This window comes from Micromonospora sp. NPDC051925 (assembly GCF_044548625.1).
Classification (GTDB): Bacteria; Actinomycetota; Actinomycetes; order Mycobacteriales; family Micromonosporaceae; genus Micromonospora.
In genome coordinates this window covers 13,811-40,047 of record NZ_JBIUCH010000035.1, presented here as the reverse complement: position 1 = coordinate 40,047, position 26,237 = coordinate 13,811, and the positions used below count along the sequence as shown (strand labels likewise).

General features: G+C 73.0%; 19 protein-coding genes and 1 pseudogene. 9 read left to right on the top strand and 11 right to left on the bottom strand.

Going from position 1 to position 26,237, the window contains the following annotated elements:
* The first annotated feature begins 642 nt into the window (after positions 1-642).
* Entirely contained in the window at positions 643-1,989 is a 1,347-nt protein-coding gene (locus ACIG87_RS31070; RefSeq protein ID WP_396855181.1) for a DivIVA domain-containing protein, read from the top strand.
* An 83-nt stretch (positions 1,990-2,072) separates the two neighbouring features.
* Positions 2,073-2,579: pseudogene (locus ACIG87_RS31065) on the top strand (SAM-dependent methyltransferase); the annotation flags it as partial.
* 341 nt (positions 2,580-2,920) lie between these two features.
* On the opposite strand, the gene ACIG87_RS31060 reads toward ACIG87_RS31065, so the two are convergent.
* Complete coding sequence (locus ACIG87_RS31060) at positions 2,921-3,691, bottom strand: nucleotidyltransferase domain-containing protein (protein WP_396855180.1); 771 nt, start codon at positions 3,689-3,691, stop codon at positions 2,921-2,923.
* Between the two features lie 150 nt (positions 3,692-3,841).
* On the opposite strand from ACIG87_RS31060, the gene ACIG87_RS31055 reads away from it, so the two are divergent.
* Positions 3,842-4,813, top strand: a complete 972-nt coding sequence (locus tag ACIG87_RS31055; protein ID WP_396855179.1) for a multiprotein-bridging factor 1 family protein — start codon at positions 3,842-3,844, stop codon at positions 4,811-4,813.
* 209 nt (positions 4,814-5,022) lie between these two features.
* On the top strand, positions 5,023-5,973 hold the full coding sequence (locus ACIG87_RS31050; RefSeq protein ID WP_396855178.1) for an alpha/beta fold hydrolase: 951 nt from the start codon (positions 5,023-5,025) through the stop codon (positions 5,971-5,973).
* Here ACIG87_RS31050 and fxsT read toward each other — a convergent pair.
* From fxsT to ACIG87_RS31020, 6 genes are all read right to left on the bottom strand, one after another.
* Positions 5,967-9,878, bottom strand: a complete 3,912-nt coding sequence (gene fxsT / locus ACIG87_RS31045) for an FxSxx-COOH system tetratricopeptide repeat protein (RefSeq protein WP_396855177.1) — start codon at positions 9,876-9,878, stop codon at positions 5,967-5,969. The genes ACIG87_RS31050 and fxsT overlap by 7 nt on opposite strands.
* Entirely contained in the window at positions 9,875-11,038 is a 1,164-nt protein-coding gene (locus tag ACIG87_RS31040) for a TIR-like protein FxsC (protein ID WP_396855176.1), read from the bottom strand. The genes fxsT and ACIG87_RS31040 overlap by 4 nt, the downstream gene beginning before the upstream one ends.
* A complete protein-coding gene (locus ACIG87_RS31035) occupies positions 11,025-11,705 on the bottom strand; it encodes a TIR-like protein FxsC (protein ID WP_396855175.1) in 681 nt (226 codons plus the stop codon). The genes ACIG87_RS31040 and ACIG87_RS31035 overlap by 14 nt, the downstream gene beginning before the upstream one ends.
* A gap of 139 nt (positions 11,706-11,844) precedes the next feature.
* A complete protein-coding gene (locus tag ACIG87_RS31030) occupies positions 11,845-14,169 on the bottom strand; it encodes an FxsB family cyclophane-forming radical SAM/SPASM peptide maturase (protein ID WP_396855174.1) in 2,325 nt (774 codons plus the stop codon).
* Positions 14,141-14,314 (bottom strand): hypothetical protein, encoded by a 174-nt coding sequence (locus tag ACIG87_RS31025; protein WP_396855173.1) that lies wholly within the window; start codon positions 14,312-14,314, stop codon positions 14,141-14,143. Before ACIG87_RS31025 ends, ACIG87_RS31030 begins: the two co-directional genes overlap by 29 nt.
* Before the next feature lie 96 nt (positions 14,315-14,410).
* Positions 14,411-15,313 carry a DUF4231 domain-containing protein gene (locus ACIG87_RS31020; protein ID WP_396855172.1) on the bottom strand — a complete coding sequence of 301 codons (903 nt, stop codon included), beginning with the start codon at positions 15,311-15,313 and terminating at the stop codon, positions 14,411-14,413.
* Between the two features lie 450 nt (positions 15,314-15,763).
* Between ACIG87_RS31020 and ACIG87_RS31015 the strand changes: the two genes are divergently transcribed.
* The 5 genes from ACIG87_RS31015 to ACIG87_RS30995 all read left to right on the top strand — a co-directional run bounded on the left by ACIG87_RS31015 (position 15,764) and on the right by ACIG87_RS30995 (position 21,247).
* Positions 15,764-17,827, top strand: coding sequence for a M4 family metallopeptidase (locus ACIG87_RS31015; RefSeq protein ID WP_396855171.1), 2,064 nt, complete (start codon positions 15,764-15,766; stop codon positions 17,825-17,827).
* Between the two features lie 195 nt (positions 17,828-18,022).
* Positions 18,023-18,448, top strand: coding sequence for a molybdopterin-binding protein (locus ACIG87_RS31010; RefSeq protein ID WP_396855170.1), 426 nt, complete (start codon positions 18,023-18,025; stop codon positions 18,446-18,448).
* A gap of 149 nt (positions 18,449-18,597) precedes the next feature.
* Positions 18,598-19,374, top strand: coding sequence for a molybdate ABC transporter substrate-binding protein (gene modA, locus ACIG87_RS31005; protein WP_396855183.1), 777 nt, complete (start codon positions 18,598-18,600; stop codon positions 19,372-19,374).
* 35 nt (positions 19,375-19,409) lie between these two features.
* Positions 19,410-20,180, top strand: coding sequence for an ABC transporter permease (locus tag ACIG87_RS31000; protein ID WP_396855182.1), 771 nt, complete (start codon positions 19,410-19,412; stop codon positions 20,178-20,180).
* Complete coding sequence (locus ACIG87_RS30995) at positions 20,177-21,247, top strand: ABC transporter ATP-binding protein (RefSeq protein ID WP_396855169.1); 1,071 nt, start codon at positions 20,177-20,179, stop codon at positions 21,245-21,247. Before ACIG87_RS31000 ends, ACIG87_RS30995 begins: the two co-directional genes overlap by 4 nt.
* Positions 21,248-21,359: 112 nt before the next feature.
* Here the strand turns inward: ACIG87_RS30995 and nhaA are convergent, their stop codons facing one another.
* The 4 genes from nhaA to ACIG87_RS30975 form a co-directional block, all read right to left on the bottom strand.
* A complete protein-coding gene (gene nhaA, locus ACIG87_RS30990) occupies positions 21,360-22,712 on the bottom strand; it encodes a Na+/H+ antiporter NhaA (RefSeq protein ID WP_396855168.1) in 1,353 nt (450 codons plus the stop codon).
* 152 nt (positions 22,713-22,864) lie between these two features.
* Positions 22,865-24,766, bottom strand: coding sequence for a molecular chaperone HtpG (gene htpG, locus ACIG87_RS30985; RefSeq protein ID WP_396855167.1), 1,902 nt, complete (start codon positions 24,764-24,766; stop codon positions 22,865-22,867).
* Between the two features lie 65 nt (positions 24,767-24,831).
* Complete coding sequence (locus ACIG87_RS30980; protein WP_396855166.1) at positions 24,832-25,500, bottom strand: class I SAM-dependent DNA methyltransferase; 669 nt, start codon at positions 25,498-25,500, stop codon at positions 24,832-24,834.
* Positions 25,501-25,643: 143 nt separating this feature from the next.
* On the bottom strand, positions 25,644-26,183 hold the full coding sequence (locus ACIG87_RS30975) for a DinB family protein (protein ID WP_396855165.1): 540 nt from the start codon (positions 26,181-26,183) through the stop codon (positions 25,644-25,646).
* Positions 26,184-26,237: the final 54 nt, after the last annotated feature.

Genomic DNA, 26,237 nt, shown 5'->3' with positions numbered 1-26,237 from the left:
GCGATCCACACCACTTCCACCACAATCCCGGGCACCACAATTAACCCGGCTCACACCGGACACCCTCGTGGTTTCCGCCAGGCCGGCCGCCGCGGCTTCCCGCCACCTCGTCCGTTTCCCTGCCGGCTGCTTACCCTACCCGGTCGGTTTCGCCTCGCCGCATCGACCCCCAGGGGCCGATCCGGAAGCACCACCCGGAGTCAGGAACCGCGCTCCGGCCTTCAGGACTTTCGCCCTGTTTCGCCCGTTCCGCGCTGGCAGAGAGAAAGTTACGCGTCCAGCGAGTTGATCGTCAAATCCACGGGCCCGCGTCCCGCTCACACCGCCGGACCGGGCAGAGGCAGCCCGTGTGGTGGGACGTGACCGGCAGCCCCATCGCCCCGCCACGGGGTTGCCCTGCGTCGAGCGGTACCGCCAACGTCGCCGCAACGGTCGACACCGCGGGAGCGGGTCGACGACCAGACTGGTGGGCAGGCCGATCCGATCCGCGCGGGGCGGCCCGCCGGGGAGCCCGGATCGGCCCGTGGACTGCGCCGGGGCCCGATCGCCCGGAACACCGGTCGCCGGTAGTGTGTCGCCCCATCGTGGACTGCGGGGTCGCCCACGCGGACCTGGGATCGCCGAGGAGTACGGAGGCTGGCTATGTCCACCGGGGAGGAGTCGTACGGATCACGTGACGACGGAACGTCGCGGCCGAGCTTCGAGCTCGCGCTGCGTGGCTACGACAAGCGGCAGGTGGACCGGTACGTCGAGCAGATGGACGGCGCGCTGTCGACGTTGACCGCCGAGCGGGCCCAGGCGGCGGGCCAGATCCAGGGCCTGACCACGCACATCCAGCGGTTGCAGGCGGAGCTGACCGAACTACGCCAACGCCCGGCGCAGGTGGACCGGGCGTCCTTCCGCGACCTCGGCCCGATGGTGGACCAGATCCTCGCGCTGGCCGAGAAGCAGGCTGCGGTGATCACCGACTCGGCCACCCAGCGGGCGAACCAGCTCCAGGGTGAGGCGGAGAAGACACTGGTCGAGGCCCGGGACCGGACCGCGCAGGCGCTGAAGGACCTGGACGAGGAGTTGTCCGCCCGCCGGGACGAGCAGGAGAAGGCGTACGAGGAGCGCCGCTCGGCCGCCGACGCCGAGCTGGCCGAGATCCGCGAACGGGCCGAGAAGTTGCGGGCCGAGGGGGAAGCCGCCCACGAGCGGGCCCAGCAGGAGGCGAAGCGGATCAGCGAGCAGACCGCGAAGCAGATCACCCAGACCAGGGCCGCCGCCGAGGCGTTGACCAAGGCCGCCCGGACCCAGATCCAACAGGAGATCCAGGCGGCCCGGACCCAGAGCCAGCAGGAGCTGGCCCAGTGGCAGGCCACGGTGGAGCGGGAGGTCGGCGAGCGGCGGGCCGCAGCCGAGCAGGAGCTGGCCGAGCAGCGGGCGGCCGCGGAGCGGGAGCTGACCAACCAGCACAGCGCCGCCGAGCAGCAGATCGCCGCGTTGATCGCCGAGGCGCAGCAGTACGCCACGGAGGTTCGCCAGCGGGCCGACGAGCAGACCAGCAGCCACCAGGAACAGCTGGCCACGCTGCAGCGGGAGGTCGCCGAACGGCAGAAGGCCCTCGCCGAGGTGCAGGGTGAGCTGGAGACCGCCCGCGCACAGCTGGCCGAGATCCAGCAGGAGGGCGACGCCACCGAGCGGGAACTGGTGCGTACCCGGCAGCGGTTGGAGGAGGTCCGTCGGGACCTGACCGGCGAGAACCGGCGGTTGGACGAGGCCCGGCAGGCCGCCGAGAGCGTGGAGCGGCACGCCAAGGACGTCCGGGCCCGGGTGCAGCGGGAGGCGAAGCGGGTCGCCGACCTGGCCGCCGCCGCCGTGATGGCGGCAGCCGCCGGGGGCGGGGAGACCGCCGAGTACCCGACGGTGGCGGCCCGGCCCGCCGCCGACCTGCCGGTTGACTCGGCCACCGAACCACCGGCCGGCAGGGTGCCGACCAACGCCTGACCAGCGGCGGACGGCCCGGAGCAAATCACTGTGCTCCGGGCCGGTGGGGACGTAGCCTGACGATCCGTCACCACGACCGCCGAATGAGGTGTATTCCGTGCCCGTGCTCCGCGTGCCGACCGTCCGCTTCCCGCGTCCGTCCACGCAGCTCTGGAGCCATCGACATGGACCTCGATCGTAGTTTCGTCATCCGCGAAGGCGACCTTCGCATCCTGAACCCGTTCGACGCCGGCAAGCTCGCCACCCTGGGCCGGGCGATCCGGTTGCGCCCCGACGACACCCTGCTCGACCTGTGCAGCGGCAAGGGCGAACTGCTCTGCACCTGGTCCCGTGAGCACGGCATCCGGGGCACCGGCGTCGACATCAGCACCGCGTTCACGACCGCCGCCCGGCACCGCGCGGCCGATCTCGGAGTGGCCGACCGGGTCCGCTTCGTGCACGACGACGCCGCCGGGTACGCCCACCCGGAGCCGGTCGACGTCGCCGTCTGCCTCGGTGCCACCTGGGTCGGTGGGGGTGTCATCGGCACCATCGACCTCCTCGAACGGGCGCTGCGCCCCGAGGGGATGCTGGTGGTCGGGGAACCGTACTGGCGGCGGGAGCCGCCGGACCAGGAGACCGTCGTCGGTTGTCACGCCGCCACCCGGGAGGACTTCCACGACCTGCCCGGCCTGGTCCACCGGGTTCAGGCGCACGGCTGGGACGTGGTCGAGATGGTCCTCGCCGATCAGGACAGCTGGGACCGTTACGCCGCGGCACACTGGCTCAACCTGCGCCGTTGGCTGGATGCCCACCCGGACGACGAACTCGCCGACCGGTTCCGGCAGGAACTCACCGAGGACCCGGTGCGACACGTCCGGCACCGGCGGGAGTATCTGGGCTGGGGGGCCTTCGCCCTGCTGCGGCGGTGGCAGCCCGACGCTCCCCTCGGTCAGCCGCCGGCGACCTCGTCCAGTACCCGTTGTTGGAAGGCGCGGGCCTCGGCGACGCCCGGTGCCGGTCCGCCGCTCCGGGCGCTGACACAGCGCTGCACCAACTCCGGGTCCTGGCCGAGGGCGATCACCCGTCGGCCGGCGGCGACCTTCGACAACCAGTCGCCGTCGCGGATCCGGACCAGCGCGCGGCAGGCTCCCAACACCGCGTCCTCCGCTCCGGGGGCGGGGCCGTCCCCAGGTGGGGCCGGGCGGGCCAGCCACCAGCCCAGCGCCGCCACCAACAGGTCCCGCAGATCGCCCGGGGACAGCTCGGCGAAGATCTCGCCGGCCGACGGCCCCGACAACGGGTGCCCTCGTTGGTGCAGGATGCTGCGGTCCAGGCCGTACCAGAAGTGGCCGTCGGCGGCGGGCCGCGCGGTCGGCGCGAGGGTGGCCCGGAACGGCATCCGCGGCCCGGTGTTGAGTTCCACCTCGAAGCCCGGGTCGGGTGTGCCCGAGCCGACCACCGCCCGTGAGTAGGCCACCAGTTCCAGGCCGCGCGCCGGGCAGGGCAGCGCCTCGTGCCGCAGCCGGGCCACCAGTTCCTGTCGGGTCCGCTGCGTCAGCGTGTCCCGGCAGACCAGGGCCACGTCCACGTCGCTGCGGCCCGGCTGGTACGCGTCCAGCGCCACCGAACCGCCGGCGTAGACGCCGACCAGGTCCGGGCCGAGCACGTCCCGGACGGTGGTGACCAGGTCGGCGAGGTAGCGACGGACGACGGGATCCATGCCGGCCATCCTGCCCGCTGCCGCCGGGCCCGGCGGCAGCGGGCTCGGGCGGGTCGAGGCCCGCCGCCCGGCGGGGGCCGGTCGCCGGCCGCCTCTGGCGCGGACGCCACCGGTGGGACAGACTTGAGGCCCGACAACGAGGACGGGGGCATGGGTAGTTCCACACAGGACGATGCGGCGGCTGAATTCGTACGGGAACTGACCCACTGGCGGCACCAGCGGGGCATGTCCAAGAAGGAGCTGGCTGAGCACACCGGCTTCGACCCCTCGTACGTCAGCCACATCGAGAACGGGCGGCACCAGCCCACCGAGGAGTTCGCTCGCCGGGTGGAGCTGGTGCTGGACAGCGGCAACCGGATCTGGCAGCAGTACGTCGCCTTCGCCGACACCCGGGGCCAGGGCGGACGCCGCTCCCCGCTCGGCCCGACCGCGGTCCCGCCACCCGCCGGGTCACACCTGGTGATCGAGGACGAGCAGGCTACGCTCTCCCTGGTCGACGGGGTGTACGAGTGCCGGTTCCGGCGGGTGCTGCACAGCGTGGGCACCGAGCCGATCACCCGGCACACCGTGCAGATCGACATCGACCGGTTCCCCGACGATCCGGCCCGGTCCGCCGCCTTCCACGGCCGCCATCCGCTCACCATCGACGAGGTCGACTTCCGGGCCACCATCGGCGACGAGCAACCGGAACCGATGCGGTGGCGGGTCAGCCGCAGCCGGGACGCCTTCCTGAAGATCGTGTTGTTGCTCGACGGCGGGGGCACCCCGATGCCGCTCTACCCCGGGCAGCGCACCGTCGTCGACTACGCCTACCGGGTGCCGGCGTGGAAGTTCGGTGACTGGTTGCAACGCGACATCCGGCTGCCCACCCGCAACCTGGTGATCCGGCTCGACTTCCCGGCCGCCAGCGGCCCCACCGTCTGGGGCAGCGAGACCTCGTTCACCTCGGAGACCACCGTCGAGGTGCACCCGGACCGCCGGGAACGGCAGGGTCGGATCGCGTACGAGTGGGTGGTGTCCCGGCCCCGGTTGCGCGCCCAGTACCGGGTGGACTGGCGCTACGCCGACCCGCGTGCCGCGCTGGTCGACGCTCCGACGGATATCCGACCGCTGGCCTGCTGAGCGCCGCCGCCGGTCGGTCCGGAAGTTCCAGCCGGACGGGCCGACAGGTGTCGTTTCCGACAGATCCGGCCGGTTGTCCGGGCTCGGCATAGCGGTGTGGCGGGCCCGACCGTTAGGCTCGAAGGCTGAACGGGGCCGACGATATCATCGCCTTTGATCAATGCGGTTCGTGAGTATTGGCTGGTAGTGGCACCGGAAGGCAGGCTGGAGTGATCCGAGAAGGTGAGCCTGGGCCGCGATACGCCCACCGCGCGGACAACAAGCGGGTGGCGTACGAGGAGACCGGTGCTCCCGACGGGTTCCCCGTCTTCCTGATGCACGGCACACCCGGTAGCCGCCGGGGGCCGAAGCCCCGGGGGATCGTGCTCTACCGGATGGGCATCCGGTTGATCGCCTACGACCGCCCTGGCTACGGCGACTCCGACCGGTTCGAGGGCCGGGACGTGGCCGACGCCGCGCGGGACGTGGAGGCCATCGCCGACCAGCTCAAGCTCGACCGGTTCGCGGTGGCCGGGCGTTCCGGGGGTGGGCCGCACGCGCTGGCCTGCGCCGCCGACGAACGCCTGCGCGGTCGGGTGAGCCGGGTCGCGGTGTTGGTGAGCTTCGCCCCGTCGGAGGCCATCGGGCTGGACTGGTTCGACGGCATGAACCGCGACAACCAGCGCGGCTTCGGCGACGGTCGACCGGACACCGAGATCGTGGTCGAGGAGATCCGGCAGCGGGCCGCCCGGGCGGCCGAGGACCCCCGGTTCCTGCTGCGGGACCTGATGACGCAGATGGGTCCGCCGGACCGCCGGGCGATCAACGACGCGGCGCTGCGCGGGATCATCTTCGACACCTACCAGGAGGCGCTGCGCGCCGGCCCGTACGGCTGGATCGACGATGTGCTGGCGCTGCGCCGCGACTGGAAGTTCGACCTCGACACGATCGACACCACGGTCACCCCGGTGCGACTGTGGCACGGTGAGGAGGACACCTTCGCCCCGGCCAGCCACGGCCGCTGGCTCGCCGCCCGAATCCCCGGGGCCGAGATCGAGGTGCAGCCCGGTGCGGCCCACTTCGACGCCATGCAGCAACTCCCGCGCATCCTGCGCTGGCTCGCCGACGGGCAGGCGCCGACGGGCAGCGACGTGCTCATCGGCGCGCGGCCCGGTCAGTAGGGGTGCGGGTCGAGAACCCGGCGCACGTACCGTCCGGCGCGCAGCACCACCACACTCGGGTGTTCCTGCCCGATCCGGTCGGCCAACCGGTCGGCCAACCGCACCCGGCCGATGCTGACCACTCCCCCGCTCGCCGCCTGCCGCGCCGTCTCCACGTTGCCGAGGCTGCGCAGGGTGTCCGGGTGGTCGGCGCCCAACACCGCCGTCAACCGGGCGGCCACGGCCTGCAACCGGGCGAGCCCCTCCTCGGCCCGGCCGGTGAGGATGACGAAGACGGCGGCGTTGTTGTCCGCGCCCATGCTGAACGGGTGCTCGGCCCCGAGCACCTCGCGCAGCCCGTCGGCTGCGGCCATGGTGAGGGCGTACGCCTCGTCCTGCTCACCGATGTCCCACAGCGCCACCCCCCGGTTGAGGGCACACGCCAACGTGTACGGGTGCTGCGCCCCGAACACCTGGGCGAGCGTCTGCTGGACGTCGTCCAACTCCGCCCGGGCCTGCGCCACCTGCCCCTGGAGCATCAGGTTGGCCGTCCGGCTCAACCAGCACAGCAGGGTGTCCGGGCTGTTCGGCCCGACGGTGGACCGGAGCCGCGCGTAGGCGTCGTCGAGCAGCCGGCCCGCGTCGGCGATCCGACCGGTGCTGCGCAGCGACGTGGCGAGGTTGGCCTGGCTGATCAGCAGCTCGCGGTACTGTTCGCCGTAGATCCGGCGGTACCCCTCGATCACGTCCTCCAGCAACGCCACCGAACCCTGGTAGTCGCCGGTCTCCCGCAGATCGCGCGCATAGTTGCTGGCCGAGAGCAGGGTACGCGGATGATCGGGGCCGAGGACGACCCGTAGCCGGCGGTAGGTGGCCTCGTCGGTGTCGAGCGCCCGGAGGAAGTCACCGGACAACCGGTAGGAGGCGGCCAGGTTGTTGGCCGCGTTGAGGGTGCGACGGTGGTCCTCCCCGAACACCTCCACGGACGCTCCGTGGGTGCGCAGGTCGCGCTCCAACGCCGCCCGGTAGCGGCCGAGGGCCCGCAGGTCCGCCGCGTACCCCCCGGCGGTCATCAGCGTGTACGGGTGGTTCGCGCCGATCAGCCCCTCCTGCTCACGCAGGGTCTCCTCGTCGAGCGTCAGGGCCTGCGCGAACAGGCCGAGGCTGCGCAGCAGGTTCGCCCGGTTGAACCGCAGGTTGAGCAGTTGGACGCGGAGCGCCCGGTGGGCGGCGGTGTCCGAGGAGAACCCCTCGAGCATCGTCGTCCAGGTCTTGTCCGCCTCCCGGGCGTACTGCGCGCCCTGCTCGAAGCCGCCGTTGAGGAAGATGTACCGGACCCGGTCGATGACCAGTTGCCGCACCGTGTCGTCGTAGCAGGACACCGCCTCCGAGCCGTCCAGGTGCGGCCACAGGTGCCGGTACCGGGGTTGGAAGACCGGGTCGTCCACCTCGCCCGAGGGTCGTGAGCCGGCAAGGATCCGGTGCACGTCGTGCTTGACCTCCATCAGCTCCTGCTCGGACATCCGGGACCGCAGCGCCGCCTGGAGCAGCCGGTGCACCTGCACCCGCTGGGCGTGCAGGTCCACCTTGATCAATGCGAGCCGGTTGATCCGCTGGACCAGCGCCGCCGCGATGTCCCGCTCCGAGACCCGGTCGGTGACCTGCGCGGCGACCAGCGGGTCGTGCGGGGCGATGACCTTCGCCACCTGGTCACCGTAGAGCAGGTCGAGAGCGATGTCGGGGGCGAGCACCGAACCGAGCTGGAGCAGCCGGTAGGCGCCGGGAGACTGCTCCCGCAGACCCTCCAGCGAGCGGCCCCACACGTCGCTCTCCGGGCCGGTGCGCGCCAGGCCGGCCAGGTAGGTGGCGACCGAGTCGGGGCTCTCGGCCAGCCACGCGCCGGCCAACGCCACCAGGATCGGCACGTCCTCCACCGCCTCGGCGACCTGCTGGGCCTCGGCGATCGTCATGCCCCGTCGGCCGGTCCGGCCGATCAGGTGGGTGACGCTCTCGCCGCGCTGGAACGCCTCCACCTCGACCGCCCGGGCCAGGTCGCCCCAGTCCGGGTTGCGGGTGGTCACCAGCACATGCCCCTCGCCCTGGGGAAGGTAGTCCCGGACGTGGTCGTACTGGTCGACGTTGTCGAAGACGATCAGCCAGCGCAGGGGCGGCTCCTCGGCGCCCCGGCCGCCGCCATGGCTAAGGAAGTCCCGCACCGCCCGGGTGTTGTCCGGCACGTTCTGCAGGTCCGGCAGGCCGAGCCGCCGGCCCAGGTCGGCGAAACGGATGTCGACGAACTGCGCCGGGTCCGCGTCCACCCACCAGACGACGTCGTACGCGCCGTGGAACCGGTAGGCGTACTCGGTGGCCAGCTGGGTCTTGCCGATACCCGGCCCGCCCCGCAGCGCCACCGGAACCCGCTCCCGGGCCGCCGTCCTCAGCTCCTCGCGCAGGGCCAGCAGCAGCCGGTCCCGACCGGTGAACCGGACGTTGCGCGCCGGGGCGTAGAAGACCATCGGCTCGACGCCCGGGTAGCGGGTGGCCGGCACCGGCCGGGCATGCTCGTCGACGGGCCGCCCGACCAGCTCCCACACCTGCTCGGCGGCGGTCGAGGCCCCCCGCTCGTAGACGGTGGCCCAGCTGCCGGGTGGGGTGTCCACCGACGGGGTGGTGTCGTCCAGGTGCAACGCGAGCGCGGGGGAGCCGGCCTGCCGGCCGACCCCGCCGCCGAACGCCCGGCGGGCAGCGAGGTAGGAGCGGGAGACCAGGTGCAGCTCGCGGGAGGCCGCGCCGGCCGGCACCGTCGCCGGGGCACCCAGGGGCGTGGCCAGCACCCGCAGGTCGACGGCGTGGAGCGCGGACTGCACCCACTCCGCCCAGGCCTGGTCCTCCGGCACGTAGCGCAGCACGATCAGCTCGTCGACGATCACCGGTTTGCGCTCGAAACGCTGGATGGTCTGCCGCCGCAGCCCGTCGTCCATCCGGGGCAGCCCGGCGACCGCGCCGCCGGTGATGTGCCGGGTCAGCGCCTCGTACGCCGACAGCAGCCCTCGGCTGCCCGGTACGTCGCCGAAGGTCGCCAGGGTCTCCTCGTACGCGTAGTACGCCCGGTAGGGCACCTCGACGGAAAGCCAGTAGTCCTGCCGTTCGAGCTCGGTCATGCCGCTGGGCAGCCCGACGAACCGCTGCATCGCCAGCGCCCGGCCGGCGTCGGTCTTGGTCTTCTCCCCCTCGTCGACGCGCATCGGCACCGGCAGCACCCGGCGGGCCCGCCGCCCCTCGTAGCCGCGTACCCGGGCGGCGATCGTGGCGGCGCCGTCGATGCCCTGGTCGCTGAGGGTGAAGCAGTCGACCAGCACGTCCGGCAGGTGGATGGTGCAGATCTCGGCGACGTCGCTGATGCCGGTGCGGCTGTCGACAAGGGTGTAGTCGTAGTGCCGTTTCATGTCCGCGCGCAACGCGTCGAAGAACTGCGCCCCACCGAGCCGGTTGTAGAAGTTGTCCCAGTTCAGCCCGGTGACGCTGGTCGCGTAGTCGGGGTTGTGGCGGCCGGCGAGCAGCAGGTCCAGGGTGCCTCCGCCGGGAAACTCCCAGCTCACCGAGAAGGCGTACTTGTGGACCCGGGCGTACTGGCGGTGCCAGTCGCCGGGACGGGTGTCGCCGCCCTCCTGCCGGCGGCGGGCGTTCTCCCACTCGTACTCCAGGATCAGGTCCATCACACCGCCGGTGGAGGCGACCTGCTCCGGGTCGAGGAACGGCGCGAAGAACCGGTGCAGGCCGGGGGATTCGAGATCCCAGTCGGCGACCAGCACCTGATAACCGTTCGCGGCGAGGATCCAGGCGGTGTTCGCCAGCGCCATGGTGCGACCGGTGCCACCCTTGTACGAGTAGAAGGTGACGACCTGGCCGTCGCGGGGTGGAGTCATCGTTCTGCCTTCCCTCGCCGTACGTCGGACGACCCGGCCGGCCCGAGGCTCGGCTTCGGCTCGTGCGGGCCCTCCGGCGGATCGACCGGACCGTGCCGGAGGAACTGTTTGCGCGCCTCGGTCACCAGCAGCGGCGCGCAGCGCTCGAACTCGTCGATGGTGCGCACCGGCAGCACCCGGGGAAACCGGGCGCCCTGCAAGGTACCGGCGATCTCCTCGGGTGTCGGCTCGCCACGCGCATGGTCGGCGGCGATGACCAGGGGGACCACCCACGGCGGCAGCCCGTCGAGCGCGGCGCGAGCGGCGTCCACGCCGACGCCGGCGTCCACCAGCACCACCGTCGGGCTGTTCGGGGCCCGGTCCCGGGCCTCGGCCAGCTCGACCACCCGGGTGGGCAGCCCGAGCCGCTCGGCGGTCGCGGCCACGTAGTCGGCGACCGCCAGCTGGTGCTGGTCGCCGTACGGCCGCCAGCGCTCCCGGTCGGCGGTGAGGGTGGTGACCACCAGCGCGGTGCCCGGCCCGTCGGGGACCGGGCTGGTGGTCAGCGTCGCCGCCCGGGACCGGGCGAGCGGTTCGTTCTCGGTCACCGTGACGATCCGGTCGGCCAGCGCCCCGAGCAGACTCTGGTACTGCGGACGGTAGGCGCTCAGCTTGCACAACGCCCGCAGCCCGTTGTCGGCGTAGTCGGCGCGATCGTCGGGGTCGCGCATCAGCTCCAGCGCCTGGACGGTCTCGGGACGGTCCCCCCAGGACGGCAGCGGCATCCAGAGCACCGGCAGCACGTGCCGCTCGGCCCGCCCCGCCGCCAGCCGGGCCAACCGGCTGCGGAAGGAGTCCCGTTCACCGAGGGCCCAGGCGTTGCGGAAGTAGTTCGGCGAGTAGAGCGGCACGAAGACGTGCGCGAGGCTCAACGCGTCGGTCAGCGTCCGTCGGAGGTCCGCGCCGGGGCTGACCTGGCCGTCGAAGAAGCCCGCCTCGATCTGCCCGAGCCGGTTCGCCCGTTGCCGCACCGCATCGGCGAGCTGGTGGAAGAACCGGCTGACCCAGTAGTCGGTGTCCGGCCGGGCGGCGTCCGACAGCGGGACGGAGTGCGCGTAGCTGAGGAAGAAGTAGGTCTCCTGCCCGAAGACTCCGGCCGAGGAGGTGTCAGACCAGGTCATGCCCGTCCTCCTCGAACCGGTCGCGCAGCTGTCGCAGGTCGGTCGGGACCGCCGCCTCGACCCAGTGCGTGCGGTACGCCCGGGCGATCCGCTGGGCCAGCCGCCAGACCACCGCGTCGTAGGCGTCCTTGCCGTTGCGGCCGAGGCTGAGCAGGCCGTAGATCCCCTCGTCGTGGTACTGCGGGGCGATGTCCGAGGGTAGCCGGGTGGGGGTGAACATCTGCCGCCGCGACACGACCTCGGGCACCCGGCGGCGGTCCACCACCGACCAGTTGACCGGGATCACCGGGGTCTCCCCCGCCGACGGTTCGGCGTCCGGGCGGGGCCGGGTCCGTCGCCGGGTGAACGCGTCCCACTCCCGGGCACACCACTGGCTGCGCAGGTACTGCGGTGAGATCAGCGGGATGAAGACCTGGCAGTGGCCGGCGGCGAAGGCCAGATCGTCGGTCCACAACTGCCCCCCGTCGAGCATCCGGTCCATGAAGCCGGCCGTCCGTCCCGGGCCCAGGCCGAGCAGCTCGACGACGTGGTCGGAGAGGTCGACGAAGAGCTGGAAGACCTTCTGGTTGGTGTCGCGTGGGGGCGCCGCCACCCGGTTGCGGGTGCGGGCGTAGCTGAGGAAGAACACGGGGGCGCTCTCGTCCTCCCAGAACTGTTCCTCCGCCACCTACCGCTCCCGCCCGGCGCAGCCACTCCCGGCCGACCACAGTATCGACCGTGGCCAACCTCGCGCTGTCCCGTTCACGCCAGTCGGTGTTCATCCCGCCACCCGGGGGGATGTCGACGGCGAGGCGCGGCCGTACGGGTCACCGCCAGTCGTCCAGGGCGGCGCGCAGCCGCCGGACGAAGCGTTCGCCGTCGACGGTGAGGCTTCCGAGGTCGAGCAACGCGTCGACCGTCGCGTCGGTCCACTCCCGGTAGCGCCGGAAGTGCGCCGCCGCCTCGGCTCCGGGCCGTTGCCGCCACACGTCGGCGACGGCGAGGTGGGCGTAGACGCCGTGCAGCGCGCCCTCCACGGGACGTGGATCATCGCGCCAGGGCACCCGCAGCCGCCGGGCGTCGGCGGGATCGAAGAGCTCGCAGACGTCGAGCACCGCGTCGAGCTTGAGGTGCTGGACCTCGTGGACGAGCAGCACCGCCAGCGCGGCGTCGTCCACGACGGGGGTGACGGCGACCGCGCCGAACGCGGACCGGGCGACGGCGCTGCGGGACCGGCCGGACGGGTCGGGTCGCAGCGGCACCACGGCGCGCAGCAGGGTACGGACGCCGGCGGCGTAGCCGGCAGCCTCGGCGTCGAGGCGGCGGAGCGCCCGCTCCACCTGCCGCGTCCAGTGGTCGGCGACCGCCGGGGTGAGCCGGGAGGCCACCGGCAGGTCGAAGCAGTCCCGGTACGGGTCGGTGTCCTCCAGCAGGACGGCCCCGTCGTCGGTGCGGGCCACCCGGGCCGGCTTCCACCGGTCCGGGTGGGGCCCGGCGGCCGGTCCGACCCGGACCCGTCGCCGGCCGGCCCGCAGCTCGACCGCGCCGTCGGCGATCACGACGGGCACGGTGTCGGCGGCGGTGTCGACGACGATCGCGCCGAGCGTCGGCAGGTGCACCGCGCCGGCCCGCACCGGCAGCACGAGGTCGGCGGCGGCGCCGGCACGGACCGCGGCGGCGGCGGCGACGGCGGCGAGGTGGGGCAGCTCACCGGTGGCTCCGGCCCGGCAGCGCTGCGCCCACTGCCGGACGAAGGGGTGACTCAGCACGGCCTGGACGGCGTCGGGCGCGGACACGTCCAGTGCCACGAGGAGACGCCAGCCGGCTGCCGCGACCGGGTCGGCGGTGGCGGCGGGGCTGAGCGCGACCGTCAGGGCGCGGGCGATGCCGTGGTGGACGGCGGCGAGCTGACCCACCGACTCCGCGCTGCCCCGGCCGGAGCCGAGATCGTCCAGGACGGCGGGGCGCAGCGAGTCGGCCGACCGGTCCGCCACCGGGTCGGCGGGCATCGCCGTCGCCCGGATCAACGCGGCCAGGTCGGCGCAGTAGGCCGACGGGTTGTCGAAGCCGGTGCCCGAGCGGTACCGGTGGGCGAAGAGCCCGCCGCCGCACCGGCGCACCAGCGGGCAGGACCGGCAGGTCGCGCAGAGACCGGCCAGGCCGGACTGTCGTACGGCGATGCCGGGATGGGCCGCCGCCTCGTCGACCGGGTGGCGGAACACGTCCAGTCCGGTGGCGGCGGCGCCGTGGAAGGCGGACTTGAGCGAGTCGACCTGTTCGAAGGTGCCGTCGGTCTCGACCACGACCAGGTCGGCCGGGGCGAGCCCGACCGCCTCGGTGCCGGTGCTGCCGCCGGCGGCGGTGGCCAGCAGGGACTCCAACAGCCGGATCGGCACCGGCCGCCCGTCGGCCAGCCAACGCCGGTGGATCGTCAGCAGCCAGTCCGCGTACGGCGTGGCGACCCCGTCGGGGCGGGCGGGCGGACGGTCCCAGTTGGCGTGCGGCAGCAGGAAGTCGATCCGGGGCGGCTCCTCGGCGAGCAGCGCCTCGTAGACCCGGATCGGGTCGTTGGCCAGGTCGACGGTGCACAGCAGCCCGGCGTAGGCGCTGCGGTACGCGGGGTGACGCAGCAGGGCCAGCGCCCGTCGTACCTGGTCGTGGCTGCTCGCGCCGTTGGCATACCGGCGGTGCCGGTCGTTGGCCGTCCGGTCGCCGTCCAGGGAGATGCCCACCTTGACGTCGTGGGCGACGAGGACGTCGGCGATCTCGGGGGTGAGCAGCACACCGTTGGACTGCATCCGCAGGTCCAGCCGGGCCACCGGCGTGACGGCCCGGCGCAGGGTGGTGGCGGTGGCGGCGAGTCGGGCCGCGCCGGCGAGCAGCGGTTCCCCGCCGTGCAGGACCACCCGCACCGTGTCGAGCCGGTGGGTGGCCGCGTGCTCGGCGATCCGCCGCGCGGTGGCCTCGACCGTGTCGGGCGTCATCAGCCGGGGCTGACGACGCCACGACTGGTCGGGGTGTTCGTAGACGTAGCAGTGGTCACAGGACAGGTCGCACCGGCTGGCCAGCTTGAGGACGTACTGGCTGAGCGGGGCGACCGGGGCACGGGGCCCGGCGGCCGGGTCAGACGTGCGAGCCGAAGGATGCGACATCGACCCGGGTCGGGTGTGTTGCCCTGCGGTCGTCGATGCGGGCCACGGCATCGGCCCGGTCGACCGGGATCTGGCCGAGTGGCGTGCGCCGCACGTCGCTCATCGGCGCCGGGAACGGATCGGACAGGCGTTGGGTGCGGTCCACGTCGGGCCCCCATCTGTGTCGGAAGTGGACGGACGTCCGTCCACGTCGACGGCCAACCACGGATATCGATGATGCTATCTGCCACAGCACGTCATGTCACTGCTGCGCAGCGCCATCTTCCTCGACCATCTTGGCCATCCAGGCCGCGTTGGACTGGGCGATGATCCGTTCGGACTCGGCGACGAACGCGTCGTCGTCGGTCCAGCCGAGTCCGGCCGCCCGGGTCAGTCGCAGCCGGGTCAACTGGTCGGCTGTCCGGGCGTACTCGAGGTGCTGCTGCTCGTAGCGTTGGGCCGCGCCATAGCCGACCAGGGCCGTGGTGACCACCGCGGCCACCCCCACCCAGGCGGTCAGACCCAGGCCGTCACCGAGCACCCCGGCGACGGCGGAGAGCAGGCCGGCCAGGACGGTCAGCGCGGTCACCGACCGGCCGATCCGGCCGGCCGCCCGGCCGGCCTGCCGCGCCGCCGGCAGGTAGTAGCCGTCCACCTGCCGCTGCACCCGTTCGACGAGGTAGCTCGGCACGTCGGTGACGGGCGGCAGCGGACGGTCGACCGGCGCGACGTCGAGGGTGTGCCCGACCAGGTCGCCGCTGTCCGCCACGAGCAGGTCGTAGCGGCGCAGCAGGACGGCGTCGGCGTCCGCGTCGGCGTACGGGGCGACGCGGGCGAGGTAGGCGTGCAGCTCCGCCTTCGACGCCTCGGAGACCGAGCGGAGCCGGGTCCAGACGGCCACCGCGTCCCGGGACGCCCAGCGCCCGGCCATCGGCACCAGCAGGAGCGCTGCGGCGGCGACGATCGCCAGCAGCCGACCGGCGGTGGGAGCGGGATCGGCCAGTCGCGCCGCCGCGGTGCCGGCGACCGCAGCGGTCGCGGTGAGGCCGGCGACCACCCGTCGCCCCCGGGTGATCCGTCGCTTCGCCCGTCGGGCGGCCTGCGACCAGACGCCCTGCCCCCGCCACACCTGAGAGGCGGCGAGAGATTCGTCGATGTCCGGCACAGCCGCATGGTAGGCGATCGGGGCTCACCGACTCGTGCCCACTACGCCGAGCACGACGGACATGACGACGTTGTCCCACTGCTGGCCGACCGGGCGTATGCGCACCGGCCGCGCGTTCCGGCGAACGCGATCAACTGGGACGGCCGACCGGAAAAGATCCAGAGGATACCACCTGTTCAGGCCAGGGTGGTCGACGGTCGTTCATCGGCTGGAAACAGCGGTGCCGGCGACACTGTCCGATGGTTGCCCCAGTCAATCCATTGATATGGGTGCCTGCCCGTGTGATCGTGCCTCCAGCAGTCGCCAACCCCCGGCGACTCGCGACGGAAGGTCACCCCCACCGGGCCCGCCGGCAGCCCGGAGACCGTCCGTCGCGGCCATGCCTCATCGCAGCATCGGCGCGCGACCCCACAGGGCATCGCCGCGCCGTCGGAGAACAGGAGCACCCCCTTGAAGCTCTCACCCCGCCTCGTCGCGCTCTCCGGCGCGGTGGCGGCCGGCCTGATCGCCGCGGGCACCACCGCAGCGGTGCAGGCCGCGCCGTCGCAACCCACCCCGAACCCGGCCCAGGCCCGCGCGGCGGCCGTCGGCGCGGCCAGTTCGCTGGTCGCCAGCCGACCCGCCTACCTGCACGCCAGCGCCGACGACACGTTCGTGCAGAAGCCGGTCATCTCCTCCGAGGGCATCCAGTACGTGCCGTACGAACGCACCTACAAGGGCCTGGCCGTGGTAGGCGGCGACTTCGTCCTGGCGACCACGTCCACCGGTGAGGTCACCTACGCCTCCGTCGCCCAGCAGCAGAGCATCGGCGAACTGTCCACCACGCCGAAGCTCACCGCCGCGGCGGCCGAACGGACCGCCCGCGCCCAGCTGCGGAAGGTCACCGGCGTCGAGGGCACCACGCTGGTGGTGCACACCCTCGGCGCCCGGCCTGCCCTGGCCTGGGAGACCACCGTCACCGGCACCGGCGCCAAGGGCGTCAGCCGGCTGACCGTCGACGTGGACGCCACCACCGGCACGGTGCTGGGCACCCAGGAGCACGTCGTCCAGGGCACCGGCACCGGGGCGTGGAACGGCCCGGTCACCCTGGACACCACCCAGTCGGGCAGCACCTACTCGCTCAAGGACCCGACCGTCACCAACCAGAGCTGCCAGGACGCCGCGAACAACACCACGTTCTCCGGCTCGGACGACGTCTGGGGCAACGGCACCGGCACCAACAAGGAGACCGGCTGCGTCGACGCGTTGTTCTCGGCGCAGACCGAGCACAAGATGCTGTCGCAGTGGCTGGGCCGTAACGGGGCCAACGGCAGTGGCGGCGCGTGGCCGATCCGGGTCGGCCTCAACGACCAGAACGCCTACTACGACGGCAGTCAGGTGCAGATCGGCAAGAACACCGCCGGGCAGTGGATCGGCTCGCTCGACGTGGTGGCCCACGAGATCGGCCACGGCATCGACGACACCACCCCCGGCGGCATCTCCAAGGGCAACACCCAGGAGTTCGTCGCCGACACCTTCGGCGCGGCCACCGAGTGGTTCGCCAACGAGCCGGCCAGCTACGACGCGCCGGACTTCCTGGTCGGCGAGAAGATCAACCTGGTCGGCAGCGGCCCGATCCGCAACATGTACAACCCGTCCGCGCTCGGGGACGCCAACTGCTACTCCAGCAGCATCCCGAGCCAGGAGGTGCACGCCGCGGCCGGCCCCGGCAACCACTGGTTCTACCTGCTGGCCATGGGCAGCAACCCGACCAACGGCCAGCCGACCAGCCCGACCTGCAACAGCAGCACCGTGACCGGCCTGGGGATCCAGAAGGCCATCAAGATCATGTACAACGCGATGCTGCTGAAGACGTCGTCCTCGTCGTACCTGAAGTACCGCACCTGGACGTTGCAGGCGGCCAAGACCCTCTACCCGGGCAGCTGCACCGAGTTCAACACGGTCAAGGCCGCCTGGGACGCGGTGAGCGTGCCGGCGCAGTCGGGCGACCCGACCTGCACCACCAGCACCCCGACCCCGACGCCCACCTCGACGTCGACCCCGACGCCGACCCCGACCTCGGGCGGCTGCTCGGGCCAGAAGCTGACCAACCCCGGCTTCGAGTCCGGCGCCACCGGCTGGACCACGTCCTCGGGCGTGATCACCAACTCCACCAGCCAGGCCGCCCACGGCGGCTCGTACAAGGCGTGGCTGAACGGGTACGGCTCGACCCACACCGACACCCTGTCCCAGTCGGTGAGCATCCCGGCCGGATGCCGGGCCACGCTCTCCTTCTGGCTGCACATCGACACGGCCGAGTCGGGCAGCACGGCGTACGACAAGCTGACCGTCAAGGCCGGCAGCACCACCCTGGCGACGTACTCCAACGTCAACGCCGCCACCGGGTACGTGCAGCGGAGTTTCGACGTCTCCGCGCTGGCCGGCACCACGGCCACCATCTCGTTCAGCGGGGTGGAGGACAGCAGCCTCCAGACCTCCTTCGTGGTGGACGACACCGCGCTCACCCTGAGCTGACCCCCCGAAGCCGGCAGCGGCCGGTCGTCGCCACCCGCGACGGCCGGCCCTCGGCGTGCCGGCCCCACCAGGTGCGCCCCCCGCCGCGCCCGCGTACCGGACCGGCACATGCGGCCCACCCACCACCTTCGCCCTCGCGTACACCAGCCCTGGGTCCACTGTTGCCCCGCAAGCACGAGGGTCTAGGGTGGCCGGGTGAGCGTGTTCCGGATCAGCGAGGCCGCCGAACTGCTCGGCGTCAGCGCCGACACCGTACGGCGCTGGGTGGACGCCGGCCGGCTGCCCGCCCACCGGGACACACACGGCCATCGGCTCGTCGACGGCGTCGACCTGGCCGGCTTCGTCCGCGCCCAGTCCGCCGGCCCGGACGGCGGCACCGAGTTCTCCTCGGCCCGCAACCGGCTGCGCGGGATCGTCACCGCCGTGGTCCGGGACACCGTGATGGCCCAGGTCGACATCCAGGCCGGGCCGTTCCGGCTCGTCTCGCTGATGAGCCGCGAGGCGGTCGACGAGCTGGACCTGCGGGTCGGCTCGGTGGCCGTCGCGGTGATCAAGTCCACCACCGTCGTGGTGGAGCGGTCCGCCCCGAACGGCACCACCAGGGGAAGGACCAATCCGTGACCCATCCCGCGCGCGCCGACGCCGAAACCGACCCGGCCACCCGGCACCGCGCCGACGCCGGAACCCGCCCGGCCACCCGGCGGCACCGCACCGCCGGAACCCACCCGGCCACCCGGCACCGCACCGGAACCGGCCCGGTCAGCCGCCGGATGCGCGCCACCGTCGCCCTGCTCGCCACGGCGGCCCTCGCCCTCACCGGATGCGCCGCCGACACCACGGAACCGGGACACGACGGCGGCCCGACCGGCACGGTGACCGTCTTCGCCGCCGCGTCGCTGACCGAGTCGTTCACCACCCTCGGCCGGCAGTTCGAGGCGGACCACCCGGGCAGCACGGTGACCTTCAACTTCGCCGGCAGCTCCGCCCTGGCCAACCAGATCGCCCAGGGGGCGCCCGCCGACGTCTTCGCCTCCGCCGCCCCGAAGAACATGGCCACCGTCACCGACGCCGGCCACGCCGCCGGCACCCCCACCGTCTTCGCCCGCAACCAGCTGGTCATCGCCGTGCCCGAGGGCAACCCGCAGCGGGTCGCCGGACTGGCCGACCTGACCCGGCCGGGGTTGAAGGTCGCCCTCTGCGCCGCCCAGGTGCCGTGCGGGGCGGCGGCGACCACCGCCCTGGAGGCGGCCGGCGTACGGGTCACCCCGGTCACCCTCGAACAGGACGTCAAGGGCGCGCTGGCCAAGGTGAAGCTCGGTGAGGTCGACGCCGCTCTGGTCTACCGCACCGACGCCCGCTCGGCCGACCGCGACATCGACGGCATCGAGTTCCCCGAGTCCGCCCGCGCCGTCAACGACTACCCGATCGTGGTGCTGGCCGACGCGCCGAACCCGACGGCCGCCCGCGCCTTCGTCGAGCTGGTCCGTTCCGCGCCCGGCCGGGCGGTCCTCACCGACGCCGGATTCCAACCACCGTCAGGCTCGTGACCGCCCGCACCCGCCGACGCGGCACCGGTCAGCGGATGCCGGTCGCGCTGCTCGTACCCGCCGCCCTCGGACTGCTGTTCCTGGTGCTGCCGCTGGGCGGTCTGCTGCTGCGAACCCCGTGGACGTCCCTGGGGCCGCGACTCACCGCGCCCGGCGTGCTCACCGCGCTACGCCTGTCCGTCCAGTGTGCCACCCTCGCCACGCTGCTCTGCCTGACTCTGGGCGTACCCCTGGCCTGGCTGCTGGCCCGGGTCGAGTTCCCCGGCCGCCGGTTGGTCCGGGCACTGGTCACGGTGCCGCTGGTGCTGCCGCCGGTGGTCGGCGGGGTGGCGCTGCTGCTGGTCTTCGGCCGGCGCGGGCCGCTCGGCGGCTGGCTCGACGCCACCTTCGGCGTCACCCTGCCGTTCACCACCACCGGCGTGGTGCTCGCCGAGGCGTTCGTGGCGATGCCGTTCCTGATCATTGCGGTGGAGGGTGCGCTGCGCGGCGCCGACCACCGCTACGAGGAGGCCGCCGCCACCCTCGGCGCGGGCCGGTGGACCACCTTCACCCACGTCACCCTGCCGCTGGTCGGCCCCGGAGTCGCCGCCGGGGCGGTGCTGTGCTGGGCCCGCGCGCTCGGGGAGTTCGGCGCCACCATCACCTTCGCCGGCAACTATCCCGGCCGCACCCAGACCATGCCGCTCGCGGTCTACCTCGCCCTGGAGACCGACCTGGAGTCCGCCGTCGTGCTCAGCCTGGTGCTGCTCACCGTCTCGGTGGTGATCCTCGCCGGGCTGCGCGACCGTTGGATCACCGGCCCGTGACCGGCCCGCTGCTGGACGGCCACCTGGTCGTCGACCGGGTCGGCTTCCGGCTGGACGTCCGGCTGCACGTCGCCGCCGGTGAGGTGGTCGCGCTGCTCGGCCCGAACGGCGCCGGCAAGACCACCGCGCTGCGTGCCCTCGCCGGGTTGCACCCGCTCACCGCCGGGTGGCTGCGCCTCGACGGGGTGGAGCTGGACCGTCCCGACGCGCGGCGGTTCGTACCGCCCGAGCGGCGACCGGTCGGCGTGGTGTTCCAGGACTACCTGCTCTTCCCGCACCTGACCGCGCGGGACAACGTCGCCTTCGGCCCACGCCGGCAGGGCCTGCGCCGACAGGCTGCCCGGCAGCGGGCCACCGACTGGCTGGACCGGGTCGGCCTGGCCGAGCACGCCCGGCGTCGCCCCCGGCAACTCTCCGGTGGGCAGGCCCAACGGGTCGCCCTGGCGCGGGCGCTCGCCGTCCACCCGACCCTGCTGCTGCTCGACGAGCCGTTGGCGGCGCTCGACGCCCGTACCCGGCTGGACACCCGGGCCCAGCTGCACCGCCACCTCGCCGACCACGCCGGCGCGGCCGTCCTGGTCACCCACGACCCGCTGGACGCCCTGGCGCTGGCCGACCGGTTGGTCATCGTCGAGGACGGCCGGGTGGTCCAGGAGGGCGACGCCGGCACGGTCACCACCCGGCCGCGCACCGACTACGTGGCCCGGCTGGTCGGGCTCAACCTGCTTCGGGGCCGGGCCGACGGCCGGCTGGTCCACCTCGCCGACGGGTTCACCGTCACGACCACCGACCGGCTCGACGGCGACGCCTTCGTGGTCTTCCCGCCCACCGCCGTCGCCCTGCACCCCCACCGGCCCGACGGCGACCCGCACCACACCTGGCCGGCCACCGTCGCCGGGGTGTACCGGCACGGGGACCACCTGCGGGTGCAGCTCACCGGGGCGGTCACCGCCGTCGCCGACGTCACCCCGGCCGTCGCCGCCGGGCTGCGGCTGCTAGCCGGCCAGCGGGTGTGGGCGACGGTCGAGGCCGGTGAGACCCGGGCGTACCCGGTTAACCTGCCGTGAGGCCGCAGATCCCCGGCGGCACATCGGTCGACGCCAGGCTGGGAGCGGGTCGCCGGCCTGGCGGTGGCCGGGCCGTACCCCTCCCTGGCTGCGCTACGTACCCCTGGCTGCGCTACGTCGCGCTGGCCCGGCCTCCCCCGGCGTCGGCGGGTCGCTCCGAGTCCGGTTCGAAGACGTCCGGCACGCCGTCGCGGTCCAGGTCGACGCTCTCCGCCTCGTGCACCCGCCGGTAGACGCGGCTCCGGGCCCGCAGGATCACGCTGGCCAGCAACGCCGACACCAGCGAACCCGCGAGCACCGCGACCTTGGCGTGGTCGTCGCGCGCACTGCCCAGGCCGAAGGCGAGCTCCCCGATCAGCAGCGAGACGGTGAAGCCGATCCCGCCGAGCAGCGCGAGACCGAGCACGTCGAGCCAGTTGAGCCCCTCGTCGAGGTCGGCGCGGGTGAACCGGGACACCAGCCAGGTCGCGGCCAGGATGCCGACCGGCTTGCCGATGATCAGGCCGACGCCGATGCCGACCGCGACCCGGTCGGTCAACGCGGTGGCCAGTCCGGCGAGTCCGCCGACGGTGACACCGGCGGAGAGGAACGCGAAGACCGGGACGGCGATCCCGGCGGAGATCGGTCGGATCCGGTGCTCGAAGTGCTCGGCCAGCCCGGGGCCGGCGTCCGGGCCACCCGCCGCCGCGCTACGGACCACCGGAACGGTGAAGGCGAGCAGGACCCCGGCCACGGTGGCGTGCACCCCCGACTCGTGCACCAGCACCCAGGTGAGGGCCGCCAGGGGCAGCAGCAGCCACCACGACCGGACGCGGCGCTGCACGAGGACCGCGAAGGCGGCGAGCGGCAGCAGCGCGCCCAGCAGCGGGACGACGGACAGGTCCGAGGTGTAGAAGACCGCGATGATCATGATGGCGAGCAGGTCGTCGACCACCGCCAGGGTGAGCAGGAAGGTCCGCAGCGCCGACGGCAGGAATCGGCCCACCACGGCGAGCACCGCCAGGGCGAAGGCGATGTCGGTGGCCGTGGGGATGGCCCACCCCCGGCCGGCGCCGTCACCCGCCCCGACGGCGATCACGTAGTACAGGACGGCGGGCACCAGCACGCCGCCGACGGCCGCCGCCACCGGCACCGCCGCACGACGGGGGTCGCGCAGGTCCCCGGCGACGAACTCGCGTTTGAGCTCCAGACCGGCGACGAAGAAGAACACGGCCAGCAGACCGTCGGCCGCCCAGGTGGCCACACTGAGGTCCAGGTGCCACGATGCCGGACCGACGGTGTGGTCCCGTAGCGCCTGGTACTCCCCCGACCAGGGCGAGTTCGACCAGATCAACGCGATGAGCGCCCCGCCGAGCAGGAGCGCCCCACCGACGGTCTCCTTGCGGAGAATGGTGGAGATGCGGCTGGTCTCGGCCCACGAGCGGCGGGCGAACAGGCTGGGACGGCGCCGGTGGGCGTCGGTCACGGAAACTCCTCGTCGGCAGGGGTCGCGTCATCCATCGCCGACCAGACTTCCCGGCACACCAGCGCCCAGCCTATCCGCTGCCGCAGCGGACACCCCGCGACACCGCGGTCCCGGCCGGTGGCGCACGCGCACCCGGCCGGGACCGCGACGGATCAGAGGGTACGGGCCAGTCGGTCGGCGAGCAGCCGGGCGAACCGGGCCGGGTCGGCCAGGTCGCCGCCCTCGGCGAGCAGCGCCGTGCCGTACAGCAGCTCGGCGGTCTCGGTCAGCGTCGACGTGTCGTCGCCCCGCTGGTGGGCGACGCGCAGGCCGGTGACCAGCGGGTGGGTCGGGTTGAGTTCCAGGATCCGCTTGACCGGAGGCAGTTCCTGCCCCATCGCCCGGTACATCTTCTCCAGGGTCGGGGTGATGTCGTGCGCGTCGCCGACGATGCACGCGGGCGAGGTGGTCAGCCGGGAGGAGAGCCGGACCTCCTTCACCGTGTCGGCGAGCGCCCCGCCGAGGAAGGTGAGCAGCTCGGCGTACTCCTTGTTCTGCTGTTCCCGGGCGACCTCGGTGTCCTTGCGCTCCTGCTCGGTCTCCAGGTCGACCTGGCCCTTGGCGATCGAGCGCAGCGGCTTGTCGTCGAACTGGCCGACCCGTTCCACCCACACCTCGTCGACCGGGTCGGTGAGCAGCAGCACCTCGTAGCCCTTGGCCCGGAACGCCTCCAGGTGGGGGGAGTTCTCCAGCGAGGTGCGGCTCTCACCGGTGGCGTAGTAGATCTCGCCCTGGCCCTCCTTCATCCGCTCGACGTACCCGCGCAGGGTGGTGGGCTCGGTGTCGTGGTGGGTGGACGCCACCGAGACCAGGTCGAGGATGGTCTCGGTGTTGTCCGAGTCCTCCAGCAGACCCTCCTTGACCACCCGGCCGAACTCGGCCCAGAAGGTGGCGAACCGCTCCGGGTTGCCGGTCCGCATGTCCTTGACCGTGGCGAGCACCTTGCGGACCAGCCGGCGGCGGACGATCTGGATCTGCCGGTCCTGCTGGAGGATCTCCCGGGAGATGTTGAGCGACAGGTCGTGGGCGTCCACCACGCCCTTGACGAAGCGCAGGTAGTTCGGCATCAGCGCGGCGCAGTCGTCCATCACGAAGACCCGCTTGACGTAGAGCTGCACCCCGCGCCGCCCGTCGGCCTGGTACAGGTCGTACGGCGCGTGCGCGGGGAGGAACAGCAGCGCCTCGTACTCGAAGGTGCCCTCCCCGCGCATGTGGATGGTCTCCAGCGGGTCGGTCCAGTCGTGGCTGACGTGCCGGTAGAAGTCCCGGTACTCCTCCTCGGCGACCTCGTCGCGGGGGCGGGCCCAGAGCGCCTTGCGGGAGTTGAGGGTCTCCACCGTCGGTTCGCCGCCGTCGACGCCCGGCACGGTCGTGCGGATCGGCCAGGAGATGAAGTCCGAGTACCGCTTGACGATCTGCCGGACCGTGTTCCGGTCGGTGTAGTCGTGCAGGTTGTCCTCGTCGTCGGCGGGCTTGAGGTGCACGGTGACCGAGGTGCCCTGCGGGGCGTCGTCGACCGTCTCGACCACGTACGTGCCCTCGCCGGTGGACTCCCAGCGGGTGCCCTCGGTCTGCCCGGCCCGCCGGGTGAGCAGGGTGACCCGGTCGGCGACCATGAACGTCGAGTAGAACCCGACGCCGAACTGGCCGATCAGCTCGCCCCCGGCGTTCTCCTTGGACTCCTTGAGCTTGCGCAGCAGCTCGGCGGTGCCGGAGCGGGCGATGGTCCCGATCAGCGAGACGACGTCCTCGCGGGACATGCCGACGCCGTTGTCCCGGATGGTGAGGGTCCGCGCCTCCGGGTCGGTCACCAGCTCGATGTGCAGGTCAGAGGTGTCGACATCGAGGTCGGAGTCGACCAGCGACTCCAGCCGGAGCTTGTCCAACGCATCGGAGGCGTTGGAGATCAGCTCGCGCAGGAAGACGTCCTTGTGCGAGTAGATGGAATGCACCATCAGTTGCAGCAGCTGGCGTGTCTCCGCCTGGAACTCCAGCGTCTCGGTCCGACTGCTCACACCAACCTCCTCGTACGGGTGGGCCAGATCCGCGCAACAGGATACGAGGTGCCGTGGCGACCCGGTCACGCCCGGTCGTCGTCCCGACGCACCAGCAGGCAGGCCTGCGGAGTACGTTCGGTCTGACCGTCGAACTCCTGGGGCGCACGGCACAGCCGCGACCGCTCCGGCAGCCCGGCGTCGTGCAGCAGGGCGGCCACCCGGTCCGGCTGGCGGCGGCGGAACGCCAGCGAGACCGGGTTGCCCCATGCCTCGGTGTAACGCGCCGTCTCGTCGCCGACCTGGAAGGCGAGCAGCGCGTGCCCGCCGGGGGCGAGCACCCGGCGGAACTCGGCGAAGACCCGGGGCAGCAGCTCGTCGGGCACGTGGATGATGCTGTACCAGGCGACCAGGCCGGCGAGCGCGCCGTCGCGCACCGGCAGGTCCAGCATGGACGCCTCGGTGAAACCCAGGTCGGGGTGGGCGAGCCGGCCCTGGGCCAGCATTCCCGGGGACAGGTCGAGACCGGCGACGGCCAGCCCGAGGTCCCGCAGGTGCCCGGTGATCCGGCCGGGGCCGCAACCGACGTCGAGGACCGGGCCACCCCCACCGGTGAGGACGATCTCGGCGAAGGCGGCGAGCATGGCCCGTTCGAGCGGGCGGGCGGCCAGCTCGTCGCGATTGCGGGCGGTGTACTCGGCGGCGATCGTGTCGTAGGAGGCGCGGGTCTCGGTGAGGAAGTCGGCGTCGGTCACGGCTGCGGACCCTACCGGCTGCCGGGCGGGGCGGGCGGTGGTCGTCGCGGCGGGTGGCCGGGCCGGCCCGCCGCGGCCGGACCCCGCCGGCCGGCTCAGCGGTCGGGCCGCTCAGGGGCAGCCCGACGCTCGTCGCGGTGCACTCAGCGGGCGGTCGGTGGTCGGGTCACGTCGTGGACGTGGTGCGCCACGTCGTGCAGGAGGTAGACGGCGAAACGACGCACGGTGAACACCGAGCCGTTACTGCGCCGGCCCGGCCGCTCCCACTGCCGCGGCCCGACGGCGTCGAACGCGGCGGCGGTCAGCGCTGCCTGCGCGGTGAGCTCGTCGGCCACCCGGGCCGGTGACTGGTGGAAGTAGTCCTCCTCGACGGCGGTGGCGTCCTGGTCCCAGTTCGGGAAGATCGGGTCGTCCACGTCGAGCATCAGCTCCAGCCGGCCGCGGAAGATCCGGCAGGTGTCCCGTACGTGGCAGGCGTACTCCACCGGCGACCAGACGGTCGGCGCGGGCCGCCGGGCGGCGTCGGGTCGGGACAGCACCTCTTGCCAGATCGGCACGGTGGCCCGCAGCCGGTCGCCGGTGGCGGCGGGCTGCTGCGGCACGAAGCCGCACTCGGCGCACCCGTCGTCGATGACGAAGGTCCAGTCCCGGTCCTCCGGCGTGATCGCTGCTGCCTCCGACATGCGGCGATCCTGCCACGAGGGGTCGGGCGGGCACCGGCCGGTAGGGTGTACGCC

Bases quoted from the DNA above. Each gene is read 5' to 3' on its own strand.
- ACIG87_RS31070 (WP_396855181.1), top strand. From the start codon at position 643: ATGTCCACCGGGGAGGAGTCGTACGGATCACGTGACGACGGAACGTCG.
- ACIG87_RS31060 (WP_396855180.1), bottom strand. From the start codon at position 3,691: ATGGATCCCGTCGTCCGTCGCTACCTCGCCGACCTGGTCACCACCGTC.
- ACIG87_RS31055 (WP_396855179.1), top strand. From the start codon at position 3,842: ATGGGTAGTTCCACACAGGACGATGCGGCGGCTGAATTCGTACGGGAA.
- fxsT (WP_396855177.1), bottom strand. From the start codon at position 9,878: ATGACTCCACCCCGCGACGGCCAGGTCGTCACCTTCTACTCGTACAAG.
- ACIG87_RS31040 (WP_396855176.1), bottom strand. From the start codon at position 11,038: ATGACCTGGTCTGACACCTCCTCGGCCGGAGTCTTCGGGCAGGAGACC.
- ACIG87_RS31030 (WP_396855174.1), bottom strand. From the start codon at position 14,169: ATGTCGCATCCTTCGGCTCGCACGTCTGACCCGGCCGCCGGGCCCCGT.
- modA (WP_396855183.1), top strand. From the start codon at position 18,598: ATGCGCGCCACCGTCGCCCTGCTCGCCACGGCGGCCCTCGCCCTCACC.
- ACIG87_RS31000 (WP_396855182.1), top strand. From the start codon at position 19,410: ATGCCGGTCGCGCTGCTCGTACCCGCCGCCCTCGGACTGCTGTTCCTG.
- ACIG87_RS30975 (WP_396855165.1), bottom strand. From the start codon at position 26,183: ATGTCGGAGGCAGCAGCGATCACGCCGGAGGACCGGGACTGGACCTTC.